The sequence below is a fragment of the Acinetobacter sp. KB005 genome, assembly GCF_049949095.1.
Taxonomy (GTDB): Bacteria; Pseudomonadota; Gammaproteobacteria; order Pseudomonadales; family Moraxellaceae; genus Acinetobacter; species Acinetobacter calcoaceticus.
The window spans coordinates 3,574,154-3,598,233 of the sequence record NZ_CP188191.1; the positions used below are offsets into that span (position 1 = coordinate 3,574,154).

Consider the following 24,080-nt stretch of genomic DNA (forward strand, 5'->3'; position numbering starts at 1 on the left):
CTGTATATATGTAAAAAAATAGGATAGAAAAATCTTATGTCCGGGCTTCAGGAAGAATATTTACAGCATCAAACAAAAATTGAGCAGCTAAAACTTTCAATTCAATATATACGCTGGTATTTGATTAGCTTAATACTGTTATGTCTGATCTCATATGCTATTTTTTCTTATTATTTTTCATCTTCAATAACCATATTTAACTGGTCTATCGGCCTCACTATTGCATCTTTTATCTGTCTATTATTCGTTCCAAATATTTTAACCCACTATCGTACTATTAATTTTATTAAAAAAGCTGATCTTATATTACAAAGTATTTGTTTTATTTCAGGAATTTTATTAGGGATAACCGTTACAGTTATTCACTTCTATCTTCCTCAAGAGTTAGTTTCGTTACCAGATGCTCATATTTTAATTGCTTTGTTTATCACTTCTGCCCATATCATTGGCCTGACTTTTTTAACGCAACAACCTCGATACTTTTATCTTTTATTCATTCCCAGTACATTACCCCTATTAATCGCTCAATTTACACATACTCCCATTGCTCAGCTACCTTTTTATTTCGCCTATAATATAGCTTTCGTGGCTACAGTACTCTGCGCATACGCAACTCAACGTAACTATCAAAAGATTTCTAAACTATTATTAAAAAATAAACAGCTTGTTCAAATTTCAGATCAACACACTCAGTGGGCTGAAGAATTATGTGTGCAACTTCAACAAGAAGTGAATAAATCTAAAGATATTGAAGCCCAGCTCCAATTTAATAACCATTTACTTGAGCAAAAGGTACGTGAACGAACTTACGATCTCACAAAAATGAATGAGCAACTCGAAAGCCATCACTACAATTTAGCTTTTGCACATGAAACGGCTGGCATTCGGCCATGGGACTGGGATATTGAAAATCAAAAATTAGAAATTACGTTTTTCGATCAACAAAAACAAACTCAGACGACCATTATTCATCTCAATACCATTTTAGACCGCATACATCCAAGTGATAAAAAGCTTTTTGACGAGCGCTTGAAACAACATTTGGAAGGAATTACAGATCATTTTAATGTCAATTTTCGAATTTTACGTCGTGATGGTTCTTGGCGATGGATTCATGATGTAGGCCGTGTCATTACAAGAGATCCTAAAACACAAAAAGCGCTTCGCATGGTTGGTATGACCCGAGATATACATCAAGAGAAAAAAGATCAAGAACACTTAAGACTATCGGCAATTGTGCTTGAGCAAGCTGCAGAAGGCATATTTATTTTAGATGAACACCTGAACTATATTGATATTAACCCTTACTACGAAAAATTAACCGGATTTTCTAAATCAGAACTCCTAAATAAAGAGTTATTTAGCATTACAATTAATCAAAAAGAACTACAACAACAATTTCATAGCTCAATTACCCAACAGCTCCTCGAAACTGGAGAATATATGGGCCAATTTGACGAAAAGTTTAGTTCTGGCAAAAGCGTATATTTGTGGTTACACATCAATGTAGTCAAAGATGAGTTCAATCAAATTACAAATTATATTGGATTTGCAAGGGACCTCTCTGAGCAAAAACGTCAGGAACAGCATCTATCCTATTTAAAAAATTACGATAGCCTCACTCACTTGCCTAATCGTCTTTACTATTATAACCAACTTCATCAATACCTTGTAAATCCATCATATAACATTAAAAACTTAGCATTAATACGAGTAAACATTGACCGTTTCAGAGCTTTTAATGAATTTTTAAATAATGATAGTGGTGATGAACTTCTTAAACAGTTTGCACAACGATTACGCTTAATCAATATTAATGCAATTTTAGTTGCCTATTTAAATAGTGACGATTTTGCAATTATTTATGAAATTTCCCCAATTCATCCAAATATTGAACAATATTGCCAAAATATTTTGCAGGCACTCAATGCCCCTTTTTATATTGATAATCAAGAATATTTCATTACCGCATCTATTGGCGTAGCATGCTTTCCTGAGCATGGACGACAAATTGATCATCTAAACAATCATGCAGAACAAGCACTTTCAGAAGCAAAACGCTTAGGAGGCAATACCATTTCTTACTATTGCAATCAAACAACTCACTCGTATAAATCTGCCGATTTAGAGCAAGAGTTACGTAAAGCCATTCAAAATGATGAATTTGTCATTTATTACCAGCCAAAAATCAATCTACAAGATCAATCAATTATAGGTTTTGAAGCATTAATTCGCTGGCAACATCCCGAAAAAGGATTAGTCATGCCAAATATGTTTATACCTTTTGCTGAGCGTAGTAGCCTGATTTCGGATATTGGTAAAGTCGTTTTAGATAAAGTTGGAAAACAATTACAAGAATGGAAAAGCCAAGGCTATACAAACATTCAAGTCTCTGTAAATATTGTTGCCCAGCAAATACATCGAGGCTTATTACTCAATGATATTGATGAAATTTTGCAGAAATACAATATACAAGGTTCAGATCTTGAACTTGAGATTACTGAGTCAGCCCTCTTGGACAATACCGATAACGTAAAAACGTTATTACATGCAATAAAACAACGAGATATTTCAATTGCGCTTGATGACTTTGGTACAGGCTATTCATCTTTAGCGTATCTGACAGAATACCCAATTGATGTATTAAAAATTGACCGTGCTTTTATTTCTAAAATTGGTGATCACAAGCAAGAAGCCATTGTAAATGCCATGATTGCGATGGGTAAAAGTATGGGTCTTAAACTGGTTGCCGAAGGTGTAGAAACAGAGGAACAAGTTGCCTATCTACAAAAACAGCAATGTGATTTTTTACAAGGCTATTTCTTTAGTCGTCCTATCCCGGCTGAGCAGATTATCCCTTATCTACAAACAGATTCGCCTATTTCTTAATGGTTCTCACAGACTATTTTTACATATGCTGCTTTTTCCAAAAATGAGCGTTTTTGACTGTGAGAAATAAAGAAGTAGTGTTATATTCTTTAGCATTTAGCTCACTACAGGGCTATTGGCAATTCGTCTACTATTCTCTTAATTGATAAAAATTAAAGCATAGTAACAGAACCGAGTTGCCTTCCCCTGAATGAGTGATTTGACTAGTTTGCTTTTTTGTATCAAATAGAGACTCAGATGGACGATCAATCTTTAAAACAGGCCGCTTTAAATTACCATGAATATCCAAACCCAGGGAAAATCAGCGTCACCCCAAGTAAGCAACTTGTCAACCAACGAGATTTGGCTCTAGCCTACTCACCCGGAGTTGCTGCGCCATGTTTAGAGATTGAACGTGATCCATCAACTGCTGCTAAATATACAGCGCGCGGAAACTTGGTTGCTGTAGTCACTAACGGTACTGCTGTTCTTGGTTTAGGTAATATTGGCCCATTGGCTTCTAAACCTGTAATGGAAGGTAAAGGCGTTCTCTTCAAGAAGTTTGCTGGTGTAGATGTATTTGACATCGAAATTGCAGAAAACGATCCAGATAAAATTGTAGATATCGTTGCCTCTCTTGAGCCAACTTTCGGTGGTATCAACCTCGAAGATATTAAAGCGCCTGAATGTTTCTATATTGAAAAGAAACTTCGTGAACGTATGAAGATTCCTGTATTCCATGACGATCAACATGGTACAAGTATTATTGTAGGTTCAGCTTTGCTCAATGCATTGCAACTTGTAAATAAGAAAATTGAAGAAATCAAAATCGTAGCTTCAGGTGCAGGTGCAGCAGCACTTTCATGTTTAGACTTGCTTTGTGCGCTTGGTGCTAAAAAAGAAAATATCATTGTTGCCGATTCTCGTGGTCTATTAACCACTTCACGTGAAGGCTTAGACGAATCTAAAAAACGTTATGTTCAAGATATTTCAGCATCTCAGCTTCATGAAGTAATGGCTGGCGCTGATATGTTCTTAGGTCTTTCTGCTGCTGGTATTCTCACCAAAGAAATGGTGAAACAGATGGCTGAGAACCCTATTATTTTTGCTTTGGCAAACCCAGATCCAGAAATTTTACCTGAACATGCACATGAAGTACGCTCTGACGTCATTATGGCAACTGGTCGTTCTGACTATCCAAACCAAGTAAACAACGCATTATGTTTCCCATACATTTTCCGTGGTGCACTTGATGTTGGCGCAACTACGATTAATGAAGACATGAAAATTGCATGTGTACATGCAATTGCACGTATGGCTCATGTTGAAGCTGATGCCGCAACATATGGTGAAAAATCTGCTTCATTTGGTCGTGACTATTTAATTCCACGCCCACTTGATCAACGTTTAATTTTAGAAATTGCACCAGCTGTTGCTAAAGCTGCAATGGACTCAGGTGTAGCAACTCGTCCTATCGAAGATTTCGCTGTGTATCGTCAAAAATTGTCTGAGTTTGTATATAACTCTGCATTCTTGATGAAGCCAATTTTTGCTCAAGCAAAAGCTGATCCAAAGCGCATTGCATATGCGGAAGGTGAAGACGAACGCGTATTACGTGCAGTACAAATTGCTGTTGATGAAGATTTAGCTAAACCAATTTTAGTAGGTCGTACTGCTGTAATTGAAGCAAATATCAAAAAATTAGGCCTACGTTTACAACATGGCGTAAACATTGAGATTGTAGATCAAGAACAAAACCCGATGTATGAAGAGTTTTGGAAAGATTACTATCAAACAATGCAACGCAAAGGCATCACTGTTGAATATGCTCAACGTGAAGCTCGCCGCCGTTCAACGTTAATTGCATCTCTACTGGTTAAATTCGGTAAAGCAGACGGTATGTTATGTGGTACTTACAGTAGCTATAACATTCACCTTGACTTTGTACGCAATGTTATCGGTCTTAAAGAAGGCATGAATAACTTCTTCACGTTAAATGCATTAATGCTTGAAGATCGCAACTTGTTTATCGCAGATACCTATGTAAACACTAACCCGACTGCTGAACAACTTGCTGAAATGACTATTTTGGCAGCTGAAGAAGTACGTCGTTTTGGTATTACTCCACGTGTAGCACTGCTTTCTCATTCAAGCTTTGGTAGCGACCAAACTGATTCAAGTGCTCAAAAAATGCGTGAAGTTTATCGTATTTTATCTGAGCAAGCTCCTGAGCTTGAAGTTGAAGGTGAAATGCATGGTGATGCAGCATTAGACGAAAATATTCGTCAATTTGCATTCCCTGGTTCACGTTTTAAAGGTTCTGCAAACTTGCTCATTATGCCAAACCTAGATGCAGCAAATATTTCATTTAACTTGTTGAAAGCGACTTCTGGTAACAACGTTACTATTGGTCCAATTTTGCTTGGCGCAGCAAAACCTGTTCATATTTTGACACCGACAGCAACGACTCGTCGTCTTATCAATATGACTGCTTTAACTGTTGCGGAAATCCAACAACAAGAAAAGTAATTTAGAAAGAGCTTTTTACGAAAAGCCTGTCTAATGACTTGAGAAAACCTCTATTCTGTAGCATGATTGCTTGAAGAATAGAGGTTTTTTCATGCAAGTGTATTTAGTAGGCGGTGCCGTCCGAGATTCTCTACTTGGGCATCCCTATCAAGAAAAAGATTATGTTGTGGTCGGAGCAACGCCTGAACATATGCTCGCCCAAGGTTTTCAACCTGTAGGCAAAGATTTTCCTGTGTTTCTTCATCCTAAAACTAAAGAAGAATATGCACTTGCACGTACTGAGCGAAAGTCCGGTAAGGGCTATCACGGTTTCCAGTTTTTTACCGATACCACAGTAAGTTTAGAAGAAGATTTAATTCGCCGTGATTTAACCATCAATGCCATAGCAATGGATCAAGATGGCAAAATATATGACCCCTATGGTGGTCAGACTGATTTAGAAAATAAAACCTTACGACATGTTTCAGAAGCTTTTGCTGAAGATCCTTTACGTGTTTTACGTGTGGCGCGATTTGCAGCTCGATATTCTCCATATGGTTTTCATATTGCATCTGAAACCTTACAACTGATGCAAACAATGGCTGAATCAGGTGAACTTGATGCATTAACACCAGAACGTGTGTGGAAAGAGACTTCGCGTGCGCTTTTAGAAGATCATGCAGATATTTATTTTCAGACACTACGTGATTGCGGTGCCTTAAAACATCTTTTCCCTGAAATTGACGCCTTGTTTGGTGTACCACAACGCCCAGAATATCACCCAGAAGTAGACTGCGGCATACATACCCTAATGTCTTTACAGCAAGCGTGTAAGTCAAACTACTCGCTTGATGTTCGGTTTGCTGTTTTAGTACATGATTTGGGTAAAGCATTAACGCCTGTTAACGAACTTCCTCGCCATATCATGCATGAAGAACGCGGAGTGAAACCCGTTACCGAATTATGTGAACGTTTAAAGGTTCCCACTCAAACTCGACAGTTGGCATTATCGGTTTGTAAAGAACATCTAAAATGCCATCAGATTATGTCGTTAAAACCCGGAACGGTATGGCGTTTATTACAGCGTTTAGATGTATTACGTCGCCCTGAGAGAGTGGAAGCTTTTGTACAGGCGTGTGAGTGTGATGCTAGAGGAAGACTAGGTTTAGAAGATCGCCCCTATCCTCAAGCTCAGTATATGTTAGATGCAATGCAAGTGGTTCGCTCTATTAAAGTTCAGGACTTACCCGAGAACATTAAGGGTGCTGAAATTGGTGAAATGTTAATTCAATGTCGCATTGATGCTTTAACTGAGTTCAAACATCAACATCAAACACCCACACATTCTTAATTTAAGCCAATAAAAAAGCCTCATTACGAGGCTTTTTTGTTTTTACTGTTTAGGCAGTGGTATATATTGAGATTGTGTATTTTGGTTTTTTCTTTCCCCAACTGCTACCACAAAGTTTTCTTGCTTCCCAGCTCGCTCAACCACCACATTAATTTCGCTATTAGGCGCTTGTAATGCAACGTAATTAATCAAATGAGAAGCTGAGGTAATTGATTCATTATTCACCTGAATAATTTTATCACCAACTTTAATTCCTGCAGATGCTGCTGGCCCGTTTTTCAAAACATCAGCAACAACTACACCAATTTGCTGTTTTGGTGCTAATACATCTTCTTGTGTAGGCGGTACTAGACTAATGCCCAACCATCCACGTACAACACGACCATCTTTCAAAATCGAGTTTAATACTTGTTGGCAAATTTTAGCTGGAATTGCGAAACCAATACCTAAAGAGCCGCCTGACTGCGAGAAAATAGCGGTATTTACCCCAATTAGGTTACCAGCGACATCAATTAAAGCTCCGCCTGAGTTACCTGGGTTAATTGCAGCATCTGTTTGAATGAAATCTTCATAGGTATTGATGCCTAAATCAGAGCGCTCAGTAGCAGAAATAATACCTTGAGTTACCGTTTGCCCTACGCCAAATGGATTACCAATCGCTAAGACAACATCACCCACTTCATTACCGCTGAGCTTAAATGGCAACACGGGTAATTTATCTAAATCGATTTTAATTACGGCTAAATCCGTATCAGGATCTGTTCCAACAATAGTTGCTTCTGCACGACGTCCGTCACGCAATGCAACTACAATTTGGTCAGCCTGAGCAATCACATGATTATTGGTAAGAATATAACCATCAGCACGAACAATAACCCCAGAGCCTAAACTATTTTCATTTTGCTGTTGTTGTTCAGGAACCTGATTTCCAAAAAATTCGCGGAATACTGGATCACTTAACAATGGATGATTTTGTTTAATTTTCTGGGTCGTAAAAATATTAACAACTGCCGGCGCTGCAACTTTTACCGCAGCACTATAAGACACCACCCCGCCCGCTCGTGAAGTATCAACCAGTGGTTCAACTTTTTCGGCAGGCATTTGCACCCCATCAACTGCAACAGTTGGTTTCGGCTGATGGTATTTTTGCCATGCAATAAAACTGGCAATTACAATAATAAGTAACACCCAAGGTAACCATGTAAAGGTGCGGCGCACGTTCATATCCTCTACGCAAAGAAGCTTTTAATTAAATTAATATATTGAACAAAAAGAGTTTTCAGTTAAGCATTTTAAATTAAATATGTCGATATACATAAAAAACTCAAAAAAGATTTGTCTAGCTTTAGTTACACAACAAAATATGTTTCTATAGCTTTAGCAATTATTTACTACTCAATTCAGGAAATATCATGGCGAATTTGCATGAAATTATTCAGTGGTGCGACCAAACCTTAAAAGCAGCAGAATTTAAAGATTACGCACCAAATGGCCTGCAAATTGAAGGTTCAACTGAAGTAAAACGTATCGTTTGTGCCGTTACTGCTTCCGAAGATGCGATTGATGCAGCTATTGCTCAGGATGCCGATCTATTACTCGTACATCATGGTTATTTTTGGAAAGGCGAACCGTACCCAATTACAGGGATGCGAGGCAACCGCATTAAAAAACTCATTCAAAATAATATTTCACTCGTGGCTTACCACCTACCTTTAGATGCACATCCAAGTTTGGGTAACAATGTAGCCATTGCAGAAAAATTGGGCTTACACCATTTAGAACCACTCGATTTAGCCGAAAAACATCCAATTGGAAATATTGGATATTTAGAGCAAGCTGTTTCTGTTGAAAAGTTTAAAGCAAAATTACAAGATAGCTTTGATTTTAAAGTGATTCATTTACCAGCAGGAAAACAAAGCATTCAAAAAGTAGGCTTTTGTACAGGTGGTGCTCAAGATTTTATTGCTAAAGCGGCTTTGCAAAATTGCGATGCTTATATTTCAGGCGAAGTCAGTGAACGAACTTTCTATGAAGCAAAAGAATTAGGAGTTCACTATTTTGCGTGTGGTCATCATGCAACTGAACGTTATGGAGTTCAACGTTTAGCACAAGCAATTTCAAAGCAGTTTGCAATTGAAGCCGAATATTTTGAATTGAATAATCCGATTTAATTAAGTCTTTTTTTCAATCTGTGTTATGCGTATTAATTAGATCTTTATTGTGTATAGTTCTTTAAAACGATGCCCTATTGTGAACAGAATCATTTACAATAGAGCCACTTAATTGTATAACCCAGCAAATGCAAGGAATAGGAACATGACAACCATTACTTTACCTGCACTTCCATATGGCTATGATGATTTAGCGCCACATATTAGTAAAGAAACTTTAGAATACCATCACGATAAACACCACAATACCTATGTTGTTAACTTAAACAACTTAATCAAAGGGACTGACCTTGAAGGTAAAACTTTAGAAGAAATCATCAAAGCAACTGCTGGTGATGCATCTAAAGCTGGTATTTTCAATAACGCTGCTCAAGTTTGGAACCATACATTCTATTGGAATTCTATGAAGCCAAATGGTGGTGGTAAGCCTACTGGCGCAATCGCTGCTAAAATTGAAGAAGCTTTTGGTAGCTACGAAAAATTTGCAGAAGAATTTGCTGCTGCTGCAACAACTCAATTCGGTTCAGGCTGGGCTTGGTTAGTTGCTGATGAAGTAAACGGTAAATTATCTATTACTAAAACTTCTAATGCAGACACTCCACTTGCACATGGTCAAATTGCTGTATTAACAATTGACGTATGGGAACATGCTTACTACATCGATTTCCGTAACCTACGTCCTAAATACATCGCAACTTTCTTAGAAAGCCTTGTGAACTGGGACTATGCAAATGCAAAACTTGCAGGCCAACCAGCTGGTGTAGAGAAATAATTTTATTTCTTTATAAAAAAACCACCCTATTTTGGGTGGTTTTTTTATTTTTAGTACCTTAAAAGCATATTAATCAAGCAAACGATTCATTTTCTTTAATATTCTTATTGACGCCTTTAGATTTCATCCATAAAATGCGCATCAGATTCTCCAATAGCTCAGTCGGTAGAGCGACGGACTGTTAATCCGCAGGTCCCTGGTTCGAGCCCAGGTTGGAGAGCCATCTACTAATCTCCCATAGCTCAGTCGGTAGAGCGACGGACTGTTAATCCGCAGGTCCCTGGTTCGAGCCCAGGTGGGAGAGCCAAGATTCTAAAAGCCCGCATTCATTGCGGGTTTTTTCTTTTCTCATCATTTAATAATTTTCTATTATTGTTAATAAAATCAATGTTTCGAATATTTTTAAACCAAACGATTAGATATTCTCACTAATTCCGTTATTAAGACTTGACCCCGCCCCCTTTCCTGCCTAAAATCCTTTTCCAGATTCTCCAATAGCTCAGTCGGTAGAGCGACGGACTGTTAATCCGCAGGTCCCTGGTTCGAGCCCAGGTTGGAGAGCCAAGATTCTTAAAAACCCACTCATCATGAGTGGGTTTTTATTTGTATGATGCCTTCACATGTTCGAATCGAGTCACTTATTTTTTATTGTTTTAGGTTGCATCAGCACCTGCATTTTTCTTGCTGTTTGTTTACGCCCTTATTTATTTCCAAAACAAAAATTCTTTGCTCGTCCTGTCATTACCAACTTTGAAACTCAAATGTTTATCCGCTTAAAACAAAGTTTTCCAAGTTATCATGTTTTAGCACAAGTGGCTTTTAGCGCTTTAATTACCAGTAAGGACTATAAAATTCGTAGTCAGTTCAACCGAAAAGTTACCGACTTCGTTGTGCTCAACGACAAGATGGAAGTGATTGCCATTATTGAACTAGATGACCCTTCTCATCTTGAAAAAGCGGAAGAAGATCGTATTCGCGATCAAATGCTCACAGAAGCAGGTTACACTGTAAGACGTTACACAAATATTCCAACGGTACGTCAGCTACAAAAGGATATTCATTAAAAAGCTCCTGTTATTTCTTTTCAGAATTTGCTACTTCTTTCTCGGCTATTCTTTTTGCCATTTCTAGACGTTGCTGCTCATATTGTTTTTTAGTTTTAGCATCACTTTTTGCAGCAAAGAAGAGAATACCAATAATTAGAAAAGGAATAAGTAAACCTAATCCCATTAATAACCAAGGAACAGATTTTTTTTCAACAGATTGCTGGCTCATAAATGCTTCAAACTCGAACGACATCAATTTTAAGGTGTGTAACAATATAACAAAAAAAGGGCCCTCTTTAGGACCCTTTTAACTTGAATATTTTAAATACAAAAAATTATTGTGCTACTCCAGTACATTCTTGTTTTCCACTTGCATCAATTATCGATGGGTCTACAACCGCATTTGTCTTAGATGGCATATTCGTTTGTATAAATTGATAGATATCAGCATTTTTACAAACAATGGCTTGGGTATGTGTCGCATTCTCTACTAGATCTAGTTTAATGTTAGGTGAACCCAAAGTTACCAGTCCAGCCACCATCATTTGAGTAATTGGATAAGGGACATTGGTATCAAGCTTACCTTGAGCAATGTATACAGGTTTATCTAAACGTTTTGTACCAGGCTGACTTGCGAGTAGAAATTTCTGAACAGTCTCATTTGACTTAAAACTATTAGCATCAAGTCCAGGATAATCCATAACTTTTTTATCTGGGTTATCAGTCATAAATCTAATAATATCTTCTTTAAATTTATTAATTAGACTAAGACTCGGATCAGCGCTATCTAAACATAAACCATTTTCTCCAGTACTTCCTTCCGCAAATTCAGCTAAAGACTTTGTTCTAGTTTGGAAAAGATCTCTATACTCAAAACGTGGTTCATACGCTTTAATACCCACACCCGTTAAAGCGGCATAAGCTAGCAGGGTAGCATAAGAGTCAACAGATACTCGTTTATCTAAAGCTACATTACCTGCAATTTCTTGCTGCTCAATTAATGCTAATGCATTTGGTGCCACATCAAGAATAATTGTACCCAAGCTCGATGCAGGTGCGCCTGCGACCGCACCTTTATATGTTATATCTGTATTTGCATATTCAGCAGTACCTATAGATGCCTGACCTCCTTGTGACTGACCTACAGACATCCAATCACCATTTAACTGAGTACCATAATGATCTTTTGCTGCTTTAACAGCTGCTAATGCTGATTTAGCTTCACTAGCTAAATTAAGATATGGATGGATTCCTTTTGTACCAAGACCTTCGTAATCTGGTGCCACAATCACATATCCAGCAGCTAATAATGTATCGGCTAAAATTTTGAAGCGTGGATTAATCGTATTATTGCTTGGTGCACAACTGTCTCCTACACCTACAGTGCCGTGTTCCCATACCACTACGCGATAACCATCTTTCGGTTGAGCAATTTTAGGGAACATTACTAGTGCGGTTGCTTCTGCTGTTTTCCCTTGTACATTGACCATGTTATAGGTCATGACTTTTATAGATGAAGCACCGTCTAAACTATCCTTAGAATAGGCTTTTTCAGAAATATAAGTTTTATTAGGGTTCACACTAATATAGTCATCATCATCGTCATTACATGCTGCAAGAAATAATGTTGAAACCGATAATGTTATAGCTAAAGCAATTTTTGACCGTTTCATAAAATATCCTTTTTATGTTATGTGTTATTTATTCCGCATATTTTTATGCACAAATATTAAGACATAAAAAAAGTGCTCTGCATAGAACACTTTTCAACCTTACGGTCATTTTTACTATATGAAATTTAAAAATATTCCCAGAAAAATGATTAATCCAACCCAGCGATTGTGACGGAATGCCCAAAAACAGACTTGAGGGTTGCGGTCTTTGGTTTTAATTGTTTGATATATAAAATCGAATGCAACAACAATCAAAGCAATGATCGCCCATGGAAATAAAATATTTTCTAAATACAGTGCCGAACCAATCAAAACAAGACTGGTTGCTTGTAAAAGCGCAATAATCTGGATGTCATATCGACCAAAAAGAATAGCTGTAGATTTCACACCAATCTTTAAATCATATTCACGGTCAGTAATGGCGTATTGAGTGTCATAAGCGACTGTCCAAGCTAGATTACCAAAATAAAGAAGCCAGCAAGTTATATCTAAAGGCTCACCCATCGCAGTAAATGACATCGGAATTCCCCAAGAAAATGCCATACCTAAAACCACTTGTGGTAAATGGGTATATCTTTTCATAAAGGGATATATAAACGCTAAAACTAATCCAGCTAGTGCACAATAGAATGTCGCTATAGGTAAAAAGAACAAGGTACAAGCGCTAGCAAATACTAGAGCTAAAAATACATATATTGCTTCTCTCGGACGAATTACCCCAGTTGCTAATGGACGTGTTTTAGTGCGTTCAACATGTGCATCTACTTTACGGTCCGCAAAGTCATTAATGGCACAACCAGCAGCACGCATAAAAATTGTACCTAAGACCATTGCCAAAAGAATATGCAATGGTGGCCTTCCTTCTGCAGCAACCCAAAGTGCCCACATAGTTGGCCAAAAAACCAGCTCTGTTCCAACTGGCTTATCAAATCGACATAGATAATAGTATGCTTCTAAACGCTGACGCCATGTGGTATCTGTTGCAGTCGTCATAGTAGTTCCTTGTCGTGCTGCTGATGTAGAAAAGCTTCGAAAGCTGGTAAGAATGTTTCTTGGACTATAAATTTACACCCATGCCAAGTATAGCAACTTTGTCGCGTCCACCCTTCTGGCAAACGAATGACACGGCGGTCACAAAGAGGTGTCGTTCTTTGAAATAGAAAAAATCCAATTGGTGTAGAACCAATGTGCTGAAATATGCGGGCTTTTTTTTGTAGGCTTAGAATGGGGAAAATACTTTTTGCTTTAACCCAAGGTTCTGCCTCACTGCCATATAAATAAGTCTCACGCACCCATGAGGTGTGAGTATGAGGCATATTCATCCATTGGCTATCTGCAAAAGTTAAACGCTGAAAGTGTTCTTTAAAAGGTTTTACACTGAATTGACCACCACCAAGATCAGTCAATTGTTGAGTCAGAGAACCGGACGCATACAACCATTTTTTCAACTCAGGATTTAAAGTCTTTTCCTGTTTAAGTACTGGTTGCCGTTTACGCATAATCTGCTCACATGAAAACTCGCACTTAGTTTAACCCAATTTTTTGATAAAAAACGTAGAGAATTCAATCAACATTCCAAGCAATAAAAAAGCCTGCATAAGCAGGCTTTTTTATGAAAATACGTATTACAAGCTGTAGTACATATCAAACTCAACTGGGTGAGTAGTCGTGTTAAGACGACGTACATCTTCAGTTTTAAGTTCGATGTATGCATCAAGCATTTCTTTAGTGAACACGCCGCCTTTTAACAAGAATTCGTGATCTGCTTGAAGTGCTTCAAGAGCCATATCTAAGCTATGAGCAACTGTTGGGATTTTTGCTTCTTCTTCTGGAGGAAGATCATACAAGTTCTTATCAGCAGCTTCGCCCGGATGGATCTTGTTTTGGATACCGTCGATACCAGCCATTAACAATGCAGCGAAACCTAAGTACGGGTTCATCATTGGGTCTGGGAAACGAGCTTCGATACGCTTACCTTTAGGGCTAGAAACGTATGGAATACGGATAGACGCAGAGCGGTTACGCGCTGAGTAAGCAAGCATGATTGGCGCTTCGAAATGAGGAACCAAACGCTTGTATGAGTTTGTAGATGGGTTTGTGATCGCATTCAATGCACGAGCGTGCTTGATAACACCACCGATGAAGTACAATGCCATTTCAGAAAGGCCTGCATATTCATCACCAGCAAACAAGTTCTTGCCATCTTTAGAGATAGACATATGAACATGCATACCTGAACCATTATCGCCTACCATTGGTTTAGGCATAAAGGTTGCAGTTTTTGCATATTGGTGCGCAACGTTCCAAACAGCATATTTGAATTGTTGAACTTCGTCAGCTTTACGTACAAGTGTATTGAAGCTCACACCAATTTCTAATTGGCAAGAAGCAACTTCATGGTGGTGTACTTCTACACGACCAGGACCCATGATGTCTTCGATTTTTGCACACATTTCTGCACGCATATCTTGTGAAGAATCAACTGGAGGAACTGGGAAGTAACCGCCTTTAACACGTGGACGGTGACCAGAGTTACCAGACTCGTAATCTTTACCAGTAGACCAAGCAGCTTCTTCAGCGATCAATGTATGACGAGCGCCAGACATATCGATGTCCCACTTCACTTCATCAAATACAAAGAATTCTGGTTCTGGACCAAAGAATGCAGTATCACCGATACCTGTAGATTTTAAGTATTCTTCTGCACGGCGAGCAATCGAACGTGGGTCACGCTCATAACCTTGACCAGTTGAAGGTTCAATAACGTCACAAGTCACAACTACAGTTGGTTCAGCAAAGAACGGGTCAACAAAACCAGTTTCTGCATCTGGACGTAAAATCATGTCAGATGCTTCAATGCCTTTCCAACCAGCGATTGAAGAACCATCAAACATTTTACCGTCTTCAAAAGTATCTTCATCAATAGAATCAGCTGGGTAAGTTACGTGCTGTTCTTTACCCTTAGTATCAGTAAAGCGAAAATCGACCCATTTTGCGCCACTTTCTTGTATGAGTTGAAGGACCTTGTTCGCCATGCTCATTTTGCTCCAATGAAATTTTGTTGCACTTGTTAAGTGCGTGTTAATTGCTGGTATTTATAAAGCAAATCTCATACCAACTTTATAAGACTTACCTAAAACATTGAATTGCTTATAACTATCCATGATTTAGGTCCCTTGTCCTGAACCCATTATACTGTTTGCATAGTGAAATGCACCATATTCAGACATTTTCAAATTATGGCATACAAGAATAGCCCGCAATCGCCCTAATTTAGTGCAAAATTGTTGCGCCAATATGAATCATCGCATCAATATCTAACAGTAATTCATGATCATAATACTTTCTTATATAGCAAGCTGGCATTCTTATTACAATGAATAAAAAAATAATAAACGATGATTTATGAAATTCTAACCTTTAGATCAGAACCCCACACCTATTCATGCCTTTGCCAAAAAGGTTTTAATGTAAATACTGCCTTGAAAAGTAATTTTGAAAAAAATTAAAAAAGTCATCTTTTACGTTACACCTTACCCATTAAAATACTGAGGTTTTCTGAAATTATTTTTCTTTTTTACAACACTTCTATTTTTAAGGCTCGTTAAAAACAACTTAATTCTTATTTTCCTTATGGAGCTCTCTGCTATGAGGCAAGTTTTGATCAGCTTTGGTGCGTAATAATCTGATAGCTTAGCTTTTCACAATATAATTTTCACTTTTTCATTTTTTACCATTTGTTATATACCTTTTTTATACATGACCAACTTGCTTTTCAATTTAAAAAAAACTAAAAAATAAAACATAACTTTTTTTTATAATTAAACAAACTAAAAGTTTGGTTTATTTAACTACAAATATGTTCAAAGGATTTGAAATGAAGCATGAACTCGAACAATGCGACACAGCTTTTTTCGGCCATCCAAAACCCTTAAAAACTTTATTTTTTACTGAACTGTGGGAACGGTTTTCTTACTATGGAATTCGTCCCTTATTGGTTCTTTACATGGTTGCGATGGTCAATGATGGTGGTTTAGGGCTTGATCGTCCTACCGCAGCTGCAATTGTAGGGTTATTTGCCGGCTCTATGTATTTAATGACCGTTTTAGGCGGTTGGATTGCCGATAACTGGTTAGGCCAAGCAAGATCTGTCTGGTATGGTTCCATCATTATTGCATTAGGTCATTTATCGATTGCACTTACTCCTATCTTTGATCAATTCTTTTTTTATTTCGGTTTAGTTCTTATTGTTATTGGTTCGGGGTTATTTAAAACCTGTATTTCAGTGATTGTCGGAACATTATATAAAGCCCAAGATAATAGACGCGATGCTGGCTTCTCCATTTTTTATATGGGAATTAATATAGGTTCTTTTATTGCTCCTCTTCTTACAGGCTTATTAGCACGTGATCATAACTGGCACTTAGGTTTTGGCATAGGTGGCCTTGGGATGTTAGTTGCATTACTTATTTTTCGTGTATTCGCTATTCCACAGCTACAAGCTTTTAATCAGTTGCGTCAAGAAAATGACAATTGGAATAAACCAATTGTTGAAAATAAAAATGCGCCAAAAATTGCTTTTTCCTTTTTACTATCTGTCGCAGTCGTTATTGCCCTGACCTTCTTTGGTGTCATTCATATCAATCCAGTCGCGGTAGCAACTTATTTAACAGTTGGGATTGGTATTGGGATTATTGCTTATTTTGCATATTTACTACTTTTCCTGAATTTAGAGCAGCATGACAAATTTAAAATTATTATTTGCTTTGTTTTATTAGCAGCATCTGCGCTATTTTGGTCTGCCTTTGAGCAAAAGCCCACAACTTTTACTTTATTTGCACAAGATTATACGGACCGTATTGTTTTCGGATTTGAGATCCCAACTGTATGGTTTGAATCAATCAATGCCCTATTTATTATTGTTTTTGCACCAGTTGCAGCTTGGCTATGGGCTAGACTGGGTAAATCAAATAAAGACCCAAGCTATATCAGCAAATTTATTATTGCATTGTTATTCGCAGCAGGTGGCTTTTTGCTCATGTCTCTTGCCAGTCATTTTGCTATTAATGGCGGGGCAGTTTCACCATTTTGGTTAGTCGGTACTTTATTTTTTCTTACCATAGGTGAACTTTGCCTAAGCCCGATTGGCTTATCAACCATGACTAAACTTGCACCTGATGTCATCCGCAGTCAAATTATGGGTCTGTGGTTTACTGGTTCAGCTTTAGGTAATCTGATAGCAGGGTTGATTGGAGGACATGTATCGGCAGATGGCATTAATCATTTACCTACCCTCTTTATGAGATGTGTTTTGGCGTTAGTGATTGGCGCAATCGTGTTATTTTTATTAAAGAAACCTATTTATAGATTAATGAACAAAAGTACCAGTAAAGTTCAACCTGACTTGGAAACCATATGACCAATTTAACTGTTCAAGAAAAGCTAGAGAAACTTCGTGAACTCATGCTTAACCAGCATGTTGATGCGTTAGTCATCATGAGTGCCGATCCACACATGTCAGAATATTTACCAGACTATTGGAAAGCAAGACAATGGCTTAGTGGTTTTAGCGGTTCTGTTGGTACCCTTGTGGTAACCCAAAAGTTTGCAGGCCTATGGGCAGATGGACGCTATTGGGTACAAGCCGAGCAACAGCTTGTCGGAACGGGATTTGAACTTCAAAAACTGACCAGTGATGAATCATCAACACATCTAGCTTGGATTGAAAAAAATCTAAATAAAGCCTCAGTAATTACAGTAAACGGCCAAACACTTTCGATTCAACAATTTAAGGCACTCGAACATACTGCAAGACTTAACAACTATAAACTCGAAACTCAACAAGATTTAATTGGAGCCATCTGGTCTGATCGCCCTGAGCTTCCATCAAATAAAATTCATTTAATGCCTGAAGGTTTAAACGCCCTCTCTCGTAAAGAAAAAATTCAGGCTATTCGTGAAACTTTACATAGCAAGAATATTAAGGGTCACTTCATTTCATCTTTAGATGATATTGCATGGGTCCTAAATGCACGTGGACAAGATGTAGAATACAACCCTGTTTTTCTGTCTCATTTATATATTAGTGAAAAACAAGCTGTTCTTTTCATTGATGCGGACAAAGTTGATATAGCCATTCAACAAGCTTTTAAAGCTGATGGTATTGAGATTCGCAACTACGAAGATACAGCAACATTTTTAGCGAATATTTCTGATGCCTCTATACTTTTAGATCCAGCCAAAGTATCGATTTTTCATGAACAAGCCATCGCAAAAGATATTCAGGTTGTATACGACATCAACCCAAGTACGCTATTTAAATCACGTAAGCATGAAAGTGAAATAGCTCATATCCGACATGCAATGGTTAAAGATGGTGTTGCCCTTTGCCACTTTTTCCACTGGCTAGAAAAAGCACTTCATCATCGTGAAAACATTTCAGAACTAACGATTGATGAAAAAATTACAGCTTTCCGTGCTCAGCAAGATGGGTTTATAGGGCCAAGTTTTTCTACAATTGCTGGCTTTAATGCCAATGGCGCTCTACCTCACTACCGCGCAACTGAGGAGCACTATTCATTTATTGAAGGCGATGGATTATTGCTGATTGACTCGGGTGGGCAATATGTAAATGGAACAACAGATATTACTCGTGTAGTTCCTGTAGGGACGCCAACGCAACCACAAAAACGTGACTATACCTTGGTTTTAAAGTGTCATATTGCTTTGGCAAAAACCATTTATCCAGAAGGTTTAGCTGCACCGCTACTCGATTCAATTTGCCGCCATACCTTATGGCAACATGGTTTAGATTATCGCCACGGAACAGGTCACGGTGTAGGCTTTGCGCTTAACGTACATGAAGGGCCACAAATACTTTCTTATTACGCGCCAGTTCATGCTTACAGCAAATTACGTGAAGGAATGATTCTTTCTAACGAGCCGGGCTTATACCATGAGAGACAATACGGTATTCGCATTGAGAATCTGGTGGCAAACCGTCTTCACTCTGGGTTTGAGAAAACTTATGGTGAATTTTTGGAGTTCGAAACACTTACGCTTTGCCCAATCCATTTAGATTGTATTGTTGTTGATATGCTAACTAATGAAGAGAAAGACTGGCTAAATACCTATCACCAAATGGTTCAAGAAAGACTAGCTGAACATTTATCTGGAGATGTATTGGACTGGCTAATTTACAACACTAGAGCTATTTAACCCTTTCTTCTAACTAAGGCAGAATACTTTTTAGTTCTAATGAAAAAGCCGATTCTGCCCTAGTTGCACATATCTCTGTTTCTTAACAGATCTAATATCAATTTAAAGCTGACTTTTTTAGCAAATTTCTAACGAATGAAATAGTTAAACTGGTCACTTCATTTTTTGTTATATTAGCCGCTTAGATAGCGGCTTTATTTTTGCCTACGATTTTGGTGTGATAATCAAAACGGGTAATTAAACAGGTAAAAATTTAAACAGTTATTTAAATAAATATCATATATCAAGAGGTTAGACTCAAAATGCTTCTAATGATCGACAATTACGACTCTTTTACCTACAACATCGTCCAGTATTTTGGCGAGTTGGATCAGGAAGTAAAAGTTGTTCGCAATGATCAAGTCACATTAGAGGATATTGAACGATGGCAACCTAAATATCTGGTTATTGGTCCTGGCCCATGCTCTCCAAGTGAAGCAGGTATTTCTATTCCGGCAATTAACCACTTTGCCGGAAAAATTCCTTTGCTTGGCGTGTGTTTAGGGCATCAAAGTATTGGGCAAGCTTTTGGCGGAAACATTGTAAGAGCCAAAACGGTGATGCACGGACGTTTATCTGATATGTACCATAGCAATAAAGGTATTTTCAGTAATCTCCCTAGCCCATTCTCAGCAACCCGTTATCACTCATTGGTCATAGATCAGCAAACACTGCCTGATTGCCTTGAAGTAACGTGCTGGACCAATGAAGCAGATGGCTCAATGGAAGAAATTATGGGTGTTAAACATAAGACACTACCTGTTGAAGGTGTGCAGTTCCATCCAGAATCAATCTTGAGCCAACATGGTCATCAAATCTTTAAAAACTTTTTAGATATTTATGCATAAGTGATATTTATGAACATTCAACAAGCACTTAACCATATTACAAAAAATATTCACCTGACTCAGCCACAAATGGAAGACATTATGCGCAGCATCATGCAAGGTGAGGCAACCGAAGCACAAATTGGTGCTTTGATGATGGGCCTTCGCATGAAAGGTGAAAGTATTGACGAAATTACTGCTGCCGCGCGTGTTATGCGTGAATTCGCTATTAAAATTGATGTTAGCGATATCAAATATTTAGTTGATATTGTCGGTACTGGCGGCGATGGGCAAAATTTATTTAACGTCTCTACAGCCTCAAGCTTTGTGATTGCAGCAGCTGGTGCAACCATTGCAAAGCATGGTAATCGAGGCGTTTCAAGTAAATCAGGTTCATCTGACCTACTGGAACAAGCAGGTATTAACCTTGATTTAGATATGGAACAAACTGAGCGCTGCATTCGTGAGATGGGTGTAGGCTTTTTATTTGCCCCAAACCATCACAAAGCGATGAAATATGCAGTTGGCCCACGTCGTGAGCTTGGTGTTCGCAGCATTTTCAATTTACTCGGCCCGCTTACGAATCCGGCCGGCGTAAAACGCTTTGTAATTGGTGTATTTTCAGATGAACTTTGCCGTCCAATTGCCGAGGTTATGAAGCAACTTGGTGCTGAGCATGTCATGGTGGTTCATTCAAGAGATGGACTTGATGAAATTAGCCTTGCTGCTCCTACTGCTATTGCTGAACTTAAAGACGGCGAAATTACCGAATGGACGCTTAATCCAGAAGATGTCGGGATTGAATCACAAACCTTAAATGGTTTAGTGGTAGCAGATGCCGCAGCAAGCTTAAAGCTGATTAAAGATGCATTAGGTAAAAATAAATCTGACATTGGTGAAAAAGCAGCAAATATGATTGCTCTCAATGCGGGTGCAGGTATTTATGTCTCAGGCATTACCAAAACCTATGCTCAAGCTGTTACATTCGCTCAAGATATTATCTATGGCGGACAAGCATTAGAGAAAATGAGTGTTTTGGCGGAATTTACCAAAACATTAAAACAATGTCAGGCAGATTAAGGACTTCTCATGATTAATATTCAAAATACCATTTTAGGTAAAATTGTTGACCGTAAACATGAGGAACTTGCTGCACGTTTAAAACAACGTAATTTGCAAGATGTTGAAGAACTAGCGAAAGCTGCAACTCCGGTACGAGGCTTTGCAAAAGCTTTACAGCACAAACGCCCTGCCGTAATTGCTGAAATTAAAAAAGCGTCTCCGTCAAAAGGCATTATTCGTGCAGATTTTAATCCTGCTGAAATTGCCGAGCAGTACGAACAAGCTGGAGCAGCATGTTTATCCGTTTTAACTGATGTTGATTTTTTTCAAGGTGCGGATGAGAATATTGCCATTGCACGAAGCCACTGTGCTTTACCTGCTTTACGTAAAGACTTTCTGATTGATCCATATAATGTAGTTGAAGCACGTGCATTACATGCTGACTGTATTTTATTGATTGTTGCATCTTTGTCAGATCAACAACTTGAAGAAATGTCTAAAACTGCTTTTGAACATCAGCTTGATGTATTGGTTGAAGTTCACGACGAAGAAGAACTGGAACGTGCTTTAAAGTTGTCTGAGCAATGTGTATTAGGTGTGAATAACCGTAATTTAAAAACCTTTGATGTAGATTTAAATACCTCAATTCGTTTGAAAAACTTGCTTCCATCATCACGTTTACTTGTGACTGAAAGTGGTATTGCCACTCCAGATGATGTTCGTATGATGCAAGAAAATGATATTCACACCTTCTTGGTTGGCGAAAGTTTTATGAAACAACCAAGACCAGATCAAGCCTTTACCGCCCTTTTTGGACAACCCCAAACGGTTTAATAGAAGATATATGAGTAATAAAGATTCATCGCTTTCTAAAGAGCAACAAAAGTTACTGAAGCAATTTAAAAAGCAAATCTCCAATCCTCATTCAAGCAAAATCGCAAGTCAGTCTGAGGCCCCAAAACCTCAGGCTGAGTCTGAAGAATTGGAAGATGCAAACCTGTTTCAAAGTGCTCTAGCAGGCGTTAAGCCCATCAACAATAGTAATATTGCTAATGTAAGAACGCCTCGCACAAAAAAAATTGATGCTCAAACACTCGCTAAACGTGCAGCTGCAGAAGGTGGTCGTGAAACTGAACATGCCGAGTTATCAGACACTCAAGCCGCTCTAAACCCTGTAGCAAGTCAAGCAACGCTAAGCTATCGCATTGCCACACTTCAGCATAAAGTTTTCGAAGACTTAAAAGCTGGAAGAATGCGCTGGTTTGAAGCTGTAGATTTACACGGATGTACGATTGAGCAAGCACGTGACGCAGTTTTACAAGTTATCCAGATGGCAAAAGATGAAAATCAAAATGTTGTCAAGATTGTACATGGTAAAGGCCCAGAAGCTGTTTTAAAAACCTATGTCAACGGATGGCTACGTCAGCACCGCGATGTTTTAGCTTTTGTAAGTGCACCTGAAAATCAAGGCGGCACAGGTGCCGTTCTCGTACTGCTTAAACGTGCAGAAAAAAATCCAAAGTTCGAACAAAAGAAATGATCCCAAAAGATCATTTCTTCACATCAAACACCTGCAATAATTGAGCAACCACTGCAACGGCGATCGTTGCAGGTTGTTTCGATGAAATCCCTTCTATCCCGATCGGGCAAACTAAACATTGTAATGCTTCTGAAGTATAACCACGCGTCAGCATACGTTTCTCAAAAATGGCCCTTTTACTTTTTGAACCAATCATCCCAACATAAGCAAATGGCTTTGGCGCAGGTTTTAAAGCTGCAAAGCACAGTTGCAGATCTAGTTGATGATCATGGGTTAAAATTAAAACTGCACCTGAACGGTCGAAATGTTCAATCTCGACATCCAATGTATCTGTCGTTAAACATTGCACCTGTTCCAGTAAGTCCGATGGGAAAATATCATCACGCGGATCAATCCATTTCACACTAACACCAATAGGCAATAAACAACGGACAATTGCTTCACCCACATGCCCCGCGCCACAAATCAGCACTTGCATGGGATAAGGTTGAATCTGCTGGTCAAATTGCCATTGGTCACTGCTGGCAGGCTGAAGCTCGAAACATGGTTGCTGTTCCTTGTTCATATCCACAATCTGCCAAATGGATGCATGTTGATCTGAGACTGTACGCCATATACGATGTCCGGCTCGCCATGCTTGCAAACAATTGGATAAATCTGAGGTAATTACAGCGGGTGATATTTTTTCAAACAATAACCACATTACTCCACCACAACACTGCCCCAACCGAGCACTAAGGTTAAATCGCTCAACACGCCTCACACAAGCTTCCGTTTCTCTTAACATTGCTTTCGCAATATCAATAGCCTGAAACTCCAGATGCCCGCCCCCGATCGTATCCGACTGCTGCCATTGTTGTTGCAAATTGAGCCGCAATAACATTGTTGCACCAACTTCTCGTGGTGTTGACCCATCAGCGCGTACCACTGTGACCAATACCATAGGCACAGCATCGGCTTGCCACGCCACAAAATCAGTCCACCATTGTAAATGTTGCATAATCT

The 24,080-nt window shown here is 38.5% G+C and carries 19 protein-coding genes and 3 tRNA genes; 15 read left to right on the forward strand and 7 right to left on the reverse strand.

The features are described from left to right. The first annotated feature begins 36 nt into the window (after positions 1–36). The 3 genes from ACPF64_RS17115 to ACPF64_RS17125 all read left to right on the forward strand — a co-directional run bounded on the left by ACPF64_RS17115 (position 37) and on the right by ACPF64_RS17125 (position 6,727). A complete protein-coding gene (locus ACPF64_RS17115; RefSeq protein WP_426454738.1) occupies positions 37–2,889 on the forward strand; it encodes a putative bifunctional diguanylate cyclase/phosphodiesterase in 2,853 nt (950 codons plus the stop codon). Between the two features lie 237 nt (positions 2,890–3,126). Then, positions 3,127–5,397, forward strand: a complete 2,271-nt coding sequence (locus ACPF64_RS17120; protein ID WP_017391939.1) for an NADP-dependent malic enzyme — start codon at positions 3,127–3,129, stop codon at positions 5,395–5,397. 91 nt (positions 5,398–5,488) lie between these two features. After that, entirely contained in the window at positions 5,489–6,727 is a 1,239-nt protein-coding gene (locus ACPF64_RS17125) for a multifunctional CCA addition/repair protein (RefSeq protein ID WP_080027522.1), read from the forward strand. A 42-nt stretch (positions 6,728–6,769) separates the two neighbouring features. Here ACPF64_RS17125 and ACPF64_RS17130 read toward each other — a convergent pair whose 3' ends face one another. After that, positions 6,770–7,945, reverse strand: coding sequence for a S1C family serine protease (locus ACPF64_RS17130; protein ID WP_003650588.1), 1,176 nt, complete (start codon positions 7,943–7,945; stop codon positions 6,770–6,772). Positions 7,946–8,139: 194 nt separating this feature from the next. Between ACPF64_RS17130 and ACPF64_RS17135 the strand changes: the two genes are divergently transcribed. The 6 genes from ACPF64_RS17135 (at position 8,140) to ACPF64_RS17160 (ending at position 10,734) form a co-directional block, all read left to right on the forward strand. Continuing rightward, the gene (locus tag ACPF64_RS17135; RefSeq protein ID WP_426454742.1) at positions 8,140–8,898 is read left to right on the forward strand and encodes a Nif3-like dinuclear metal center hexameric protein; all 759 of its coding nucleotides are present in this window, start codon (positions 8,140–8,142) and stop codon (positions 8,896–8,898) included. A 145-nt stretch (positions 8,899–9,043) separates the two neighbouring features. After that, positions 9,044–9,670: a superoxide dismutase gene (locus ACPF64_RS17140; RefSeq protein WP_003650584.1), complete on the forward strand. Its 627-nt coding sequence runs from the start codon at positions 9,044–9,046 to the stop codon at positions 9,668–9,670. Positions 9,671–9,817: 147 nt separating this feature from the next. Further along, a tRNA-Asn gene (locus tag ACPF64_RS17145) sits at positions 9,818–9,893 on the forward strand. Positions 9,894–9,901: 8 nt separating this feature from the next. After that, a tRNA-Asn gene (locus ACPF64_RS17150) sits at positions 9,902–9,977 on the forward strand. A 181-nt stretch (positions 9,978–10,158) separates the two neighbouring features. Continuing rightward, positions 10,159–10,234, forward strand: a tRNA-Asn gene (locus ACPF64_RS17155). Positions 10,235–10,290: 56 nt separating this feature from the next. Further along, complete coding sequence (locus ACPF64_RS17160; RefSeq protein ID WP_416658539.1) at positions 10,291–10,734, forward strand: DUF2726 domain-containing protein; 444 nt, start codon at positions 10,291–10,293, stop codon at positions 10,732–10,734. A 10-nt stretch (positions 10,735–10,744) separates the two neighbouring features. Here the strand turns inward: ACPF64_RS17160 and ACPF64_RS17165 are convergent, their stop codons facing one another. The 5 genes from ACPF64_RS17165 to glnA form a co-directional block, all read right to left on the reverse strand. Further along, positions 10,745–10,945: a hypothetical protein gene (locus ACPF64_RS17165; RefSeq protein ID WP_426454745.1), complete on the reverse strand. Its 201-nt coding sequence runs from the start codon at positions 10,943–10,945 to the stop codon at positions 10,745–10,747. Between the two features lie 106 nt (positions 10,946–11,051). Continuing rightward, entirely contained in the window at positions 11,052–12,389 is a 1,338-nt protein-coding gene (locus ACPF64_RS17170) for an alpha/beta hydrolase family protein (protein ID WP_426454747.1), read from the reverse strand. A gap of 114 nt (positions 12,390–12,503) precedes the next feature. Then, complete coding sequence (gene ubiA / locus ACPF64_RS17175) at positions 12,504–13,382, reverse strand: 4-hydroxybenzoate octaprenyltransferase (protein WP_005039137.1); 879 nt, start codon at positions 13,380–13,382, stop codon at positions 12,504–12,506. After that, positions 13,379–13,888: a chorismate--pyruvate lyase family protein gene (locus tag ACPF64_RS17180; protein ID WP_017387947.1), complete on the reverse strand. Its 510-nt coding sequence runs from the start codon at positions 13,886–13,888 to the stop codon at positions 13,379–13,381. The genes ubiA and ACPF64_RS17180 overlap by 4 nt, the downstream gene beginning before the upstream one ends. 126 nt (positions 13,889–14,014) lie before the next feature. Then, a complete protein-coding gene (gene glnA, locus ACPF64_RS17185) occupies positions 14,015–15,430 on the reverse strand; it encodes a type I glutamate--ammonia ligase (RefSeq protein ID WP_003650573.1) in 1,416 nt (471 codons plus the stop codon). A gap of 818 nt (positions 15,431–16,248) precedes the next feature. On the opposite strand from glnA, the gene ACPF64_RS17190 reads away from it, so the two are divergent. The 6 genes from ACPF64_RS17190 to ACPF64_RS17215 all read left to right on the forward strand — a co-directional run bounded on the left by ACPF64_RS17190 (position 16,249) and on the right by ACPF64_RS17215 (position 23,075). Next, positions 16,249–17,808 (forward strand): peptide MFS transporter, encoded by a 1,560-nt coding sequence (locus tag ACPF64_RS17190; protein ID WP_426454750.1) that lies wholly within the window; start codon positions 16,249–16,251, stop codon positions 17,806–17,808. Continuing rightward, positions 17,805–19,607, forward strand: a complete 1,803-nt coding sequence (locus ACPF64_RS17195; protein ID WP_426454752.1) for an aminopeptidase P family protein — start codon at positions 17,805–17,807, stop codon at positions 19,605–19,607. The genes ACPF64_RS17190 and ACPF64_RS17195 overlap by 4 nt, the downstream gene beginning before the upstream one ends. A gap of 302 nt (positions 19,608–19,909) precedes the next feature. Next, positions 19,910–20,494 (forward strand): anthranilate synthase component II, encoded by a 585-nt coding sequence (locus tag ACPF64_RS17200; protein WP_003650566.1) that lies wholly within the window; start codon positions 19,910–19,912, stop codon positions 20,492–20,494. A gap of 9 nt (positions 20,495–20,503) precedes the next feature. Further along, a complete protein-coding gene (gene trpD, locus ACPF64_RS17205) occupies positions 20,504–21,553 on the forward strand; it encodes an anthranilate phosphoribosyltransferase (protein ID WP_005039127.1) in 1,050 nt (349 codons plus the stop codon). A gap of 9 nt (positions 21,554–21,562) precedes the next feature. Continuing rightward, a complete protein-coding gene (gene trpC, locus ACPF64_RS17210; protein WP_017387943.1) occupies positions 21,563–22,369 on the forward strand; it encodes an indole-3-glycerol phosphate synthase TrpC in 807 nt (268 codons plus the stop codon). Positions 22,370–22,379: 10 nt separating this feature from the next. Continuing rightward, a complete protein-coding gene (locus ACPF64_RS17215) occupies positions 22,380–23,075 on the forward strand; it encodes a Smr/MutS family protein (protein WP_426454756.1) in 696 nt (231 codons plus the stop codon). A gap of 10 nt (positions 23,076–23,085) precedes the next feature. Here ACPF64_RS17215 and xdhC read toward each other — a convergent pair whose 3' ends face one another. Then, positions 23,086–24,075 (reverse strand): xanthine dehydrogenase accessory protein XdhC, encoded by a 990-nt coding sequence (gene xdhC, locus ACPF64_RS17220; RefSeq protein ID WP_426454758.1) that lies wholly within the window; start codon positions 24,073–24,075, stop codon positions 23,086–23,088. Between the last annotated feature and the right edge of the window lie 5 nt (positions 24,076–24,080).

Excerpts from the sequence above, each read along its gene's own strand:
- ACPF64_RS17135 (WP_426454742.1), top strand. The coding sequence starts at position 8,140 with ATGGCGAATTTGCATGAAATTATTCAGTGGTGCGACCAAACCTTAAAA.
- ACPF64_RS17190 (WP_426454750.1), top strand. The coding sequence starts at position 16,249 with ATGTTCAAAGGATTTGAAATGAAGCATGAACTCGAACAATGCGACACA.
- xdhC (WP_426454758.1), bottom strand. The coding sequence starts at position 24,075 with ATGCAACATTTACAATGGTGGACTGATTTTGTGGCGTGGCAAGCCGAT.
- ACPF64_RS17195 (WP_426454752.1), top strand. The coding sequence starts at position 17,805 with ATGACCAATTTAACTGTTCAAGAAAAGCTAGAGAAACTTCGTGAACTC.
- trpC (WP_017387943.1), top strand. The coding sequence starts at position 21,563 with ATGATTAATATTCAAAATACCATTTTAGGTAAAATTGTTGACCGTAAA.
- ACPF64_RS17160 (WP_416658539.1), top strand. The coding sequence starts at position 10,291 with ATGTTCGAATCGAGTCACTTATTTTTTATTGTTTTAGGTTGCATCAGC.
- ACPF64_RS17125 (WP_080027522.1), top strand. The coding sequence starts at position 5,489 with ATGCAAGTGTATTTAGTAGGCGGTGCCGTCCGAGATTCTCTACTTGGG.
- ACPF64_RS17120 (WP_017391939.1), top strand. The coding sequence starts at position 3,127 with ATGGACGATCAATCTTTAAAACAGGCCGCTTTAAATTACCATGAATAT.
- glnA (WP_003650573.1), bottom strand. The coding sequence starts at position 15,430 with ATGAGCATGGCGAACAAGGTCCTTCAACTCATACAAGAAAGTGGCGCA.
- ACPF64_RS17170 (WP_426454747.1), bottom strand. The coding sequence starts at position 12,389 with ATGAAACGGTCAAAAATTGCTTTAGCTATAACATTATCGGTTTCAACA.
- ACPF64_RS17215 (WP_426454756.1), top strand. The coding sequence starts at position 22,380 with ATGAGTAATAAAGATTCATCGCTTTCTAAAGAGCAACAAAAGTTACTG.
- ACPF64_RS17140 (WP_003650584.1), top strand. The coding sequence starts at position 9,044 with ATGACAACCATTACTTTACCTGCACTTCCATATGGCTATGATGATTTA.
- ubiA (WP_005039137.1), bottom strand. The coding sequence starts at position 13,382 with ATGACGACTGCAACAGATACCACATGGCGTCAGCGTTTAGAAGCATAC.
- ACPF64_RS17115 (WP_426454738.1), top strand. The coding sequence starts at position 37 with ATGTCCGGGCTTCAGGAAGAATATTTACAGCATCAAACAAAAATTGAG.
- ACPF64_RS17165 (WP_426454745.1), bottom strand. The coding sequence starts at position 10,945 with ATGAGCCAGCAATCTGTTGAAAAAAAATCTGTTCCTTGGTTATTAATG.
- ACPF64_RS17180 (WP_017387947.1), bottom strand. The coding sequence starts at position 13,888 with ATGCGTAAACGGCAACCAGTACTTAAACAGGAAAAGACTTTAAATCCT.
- trpD (WP_005039127.1), top strand. The coding sequence starts at position 20,504 with ATGAACATTCAACAAGCACTTAACCATATTACAAAAAATATTCACCTG.
- ACPF64_RS17200 (WP_003650566.1), top strand. The coding sequence starts at position 19,910 with ATGCTTCTAATGATCGACAATTACGACTCTTTTACCTACAACATCGTC.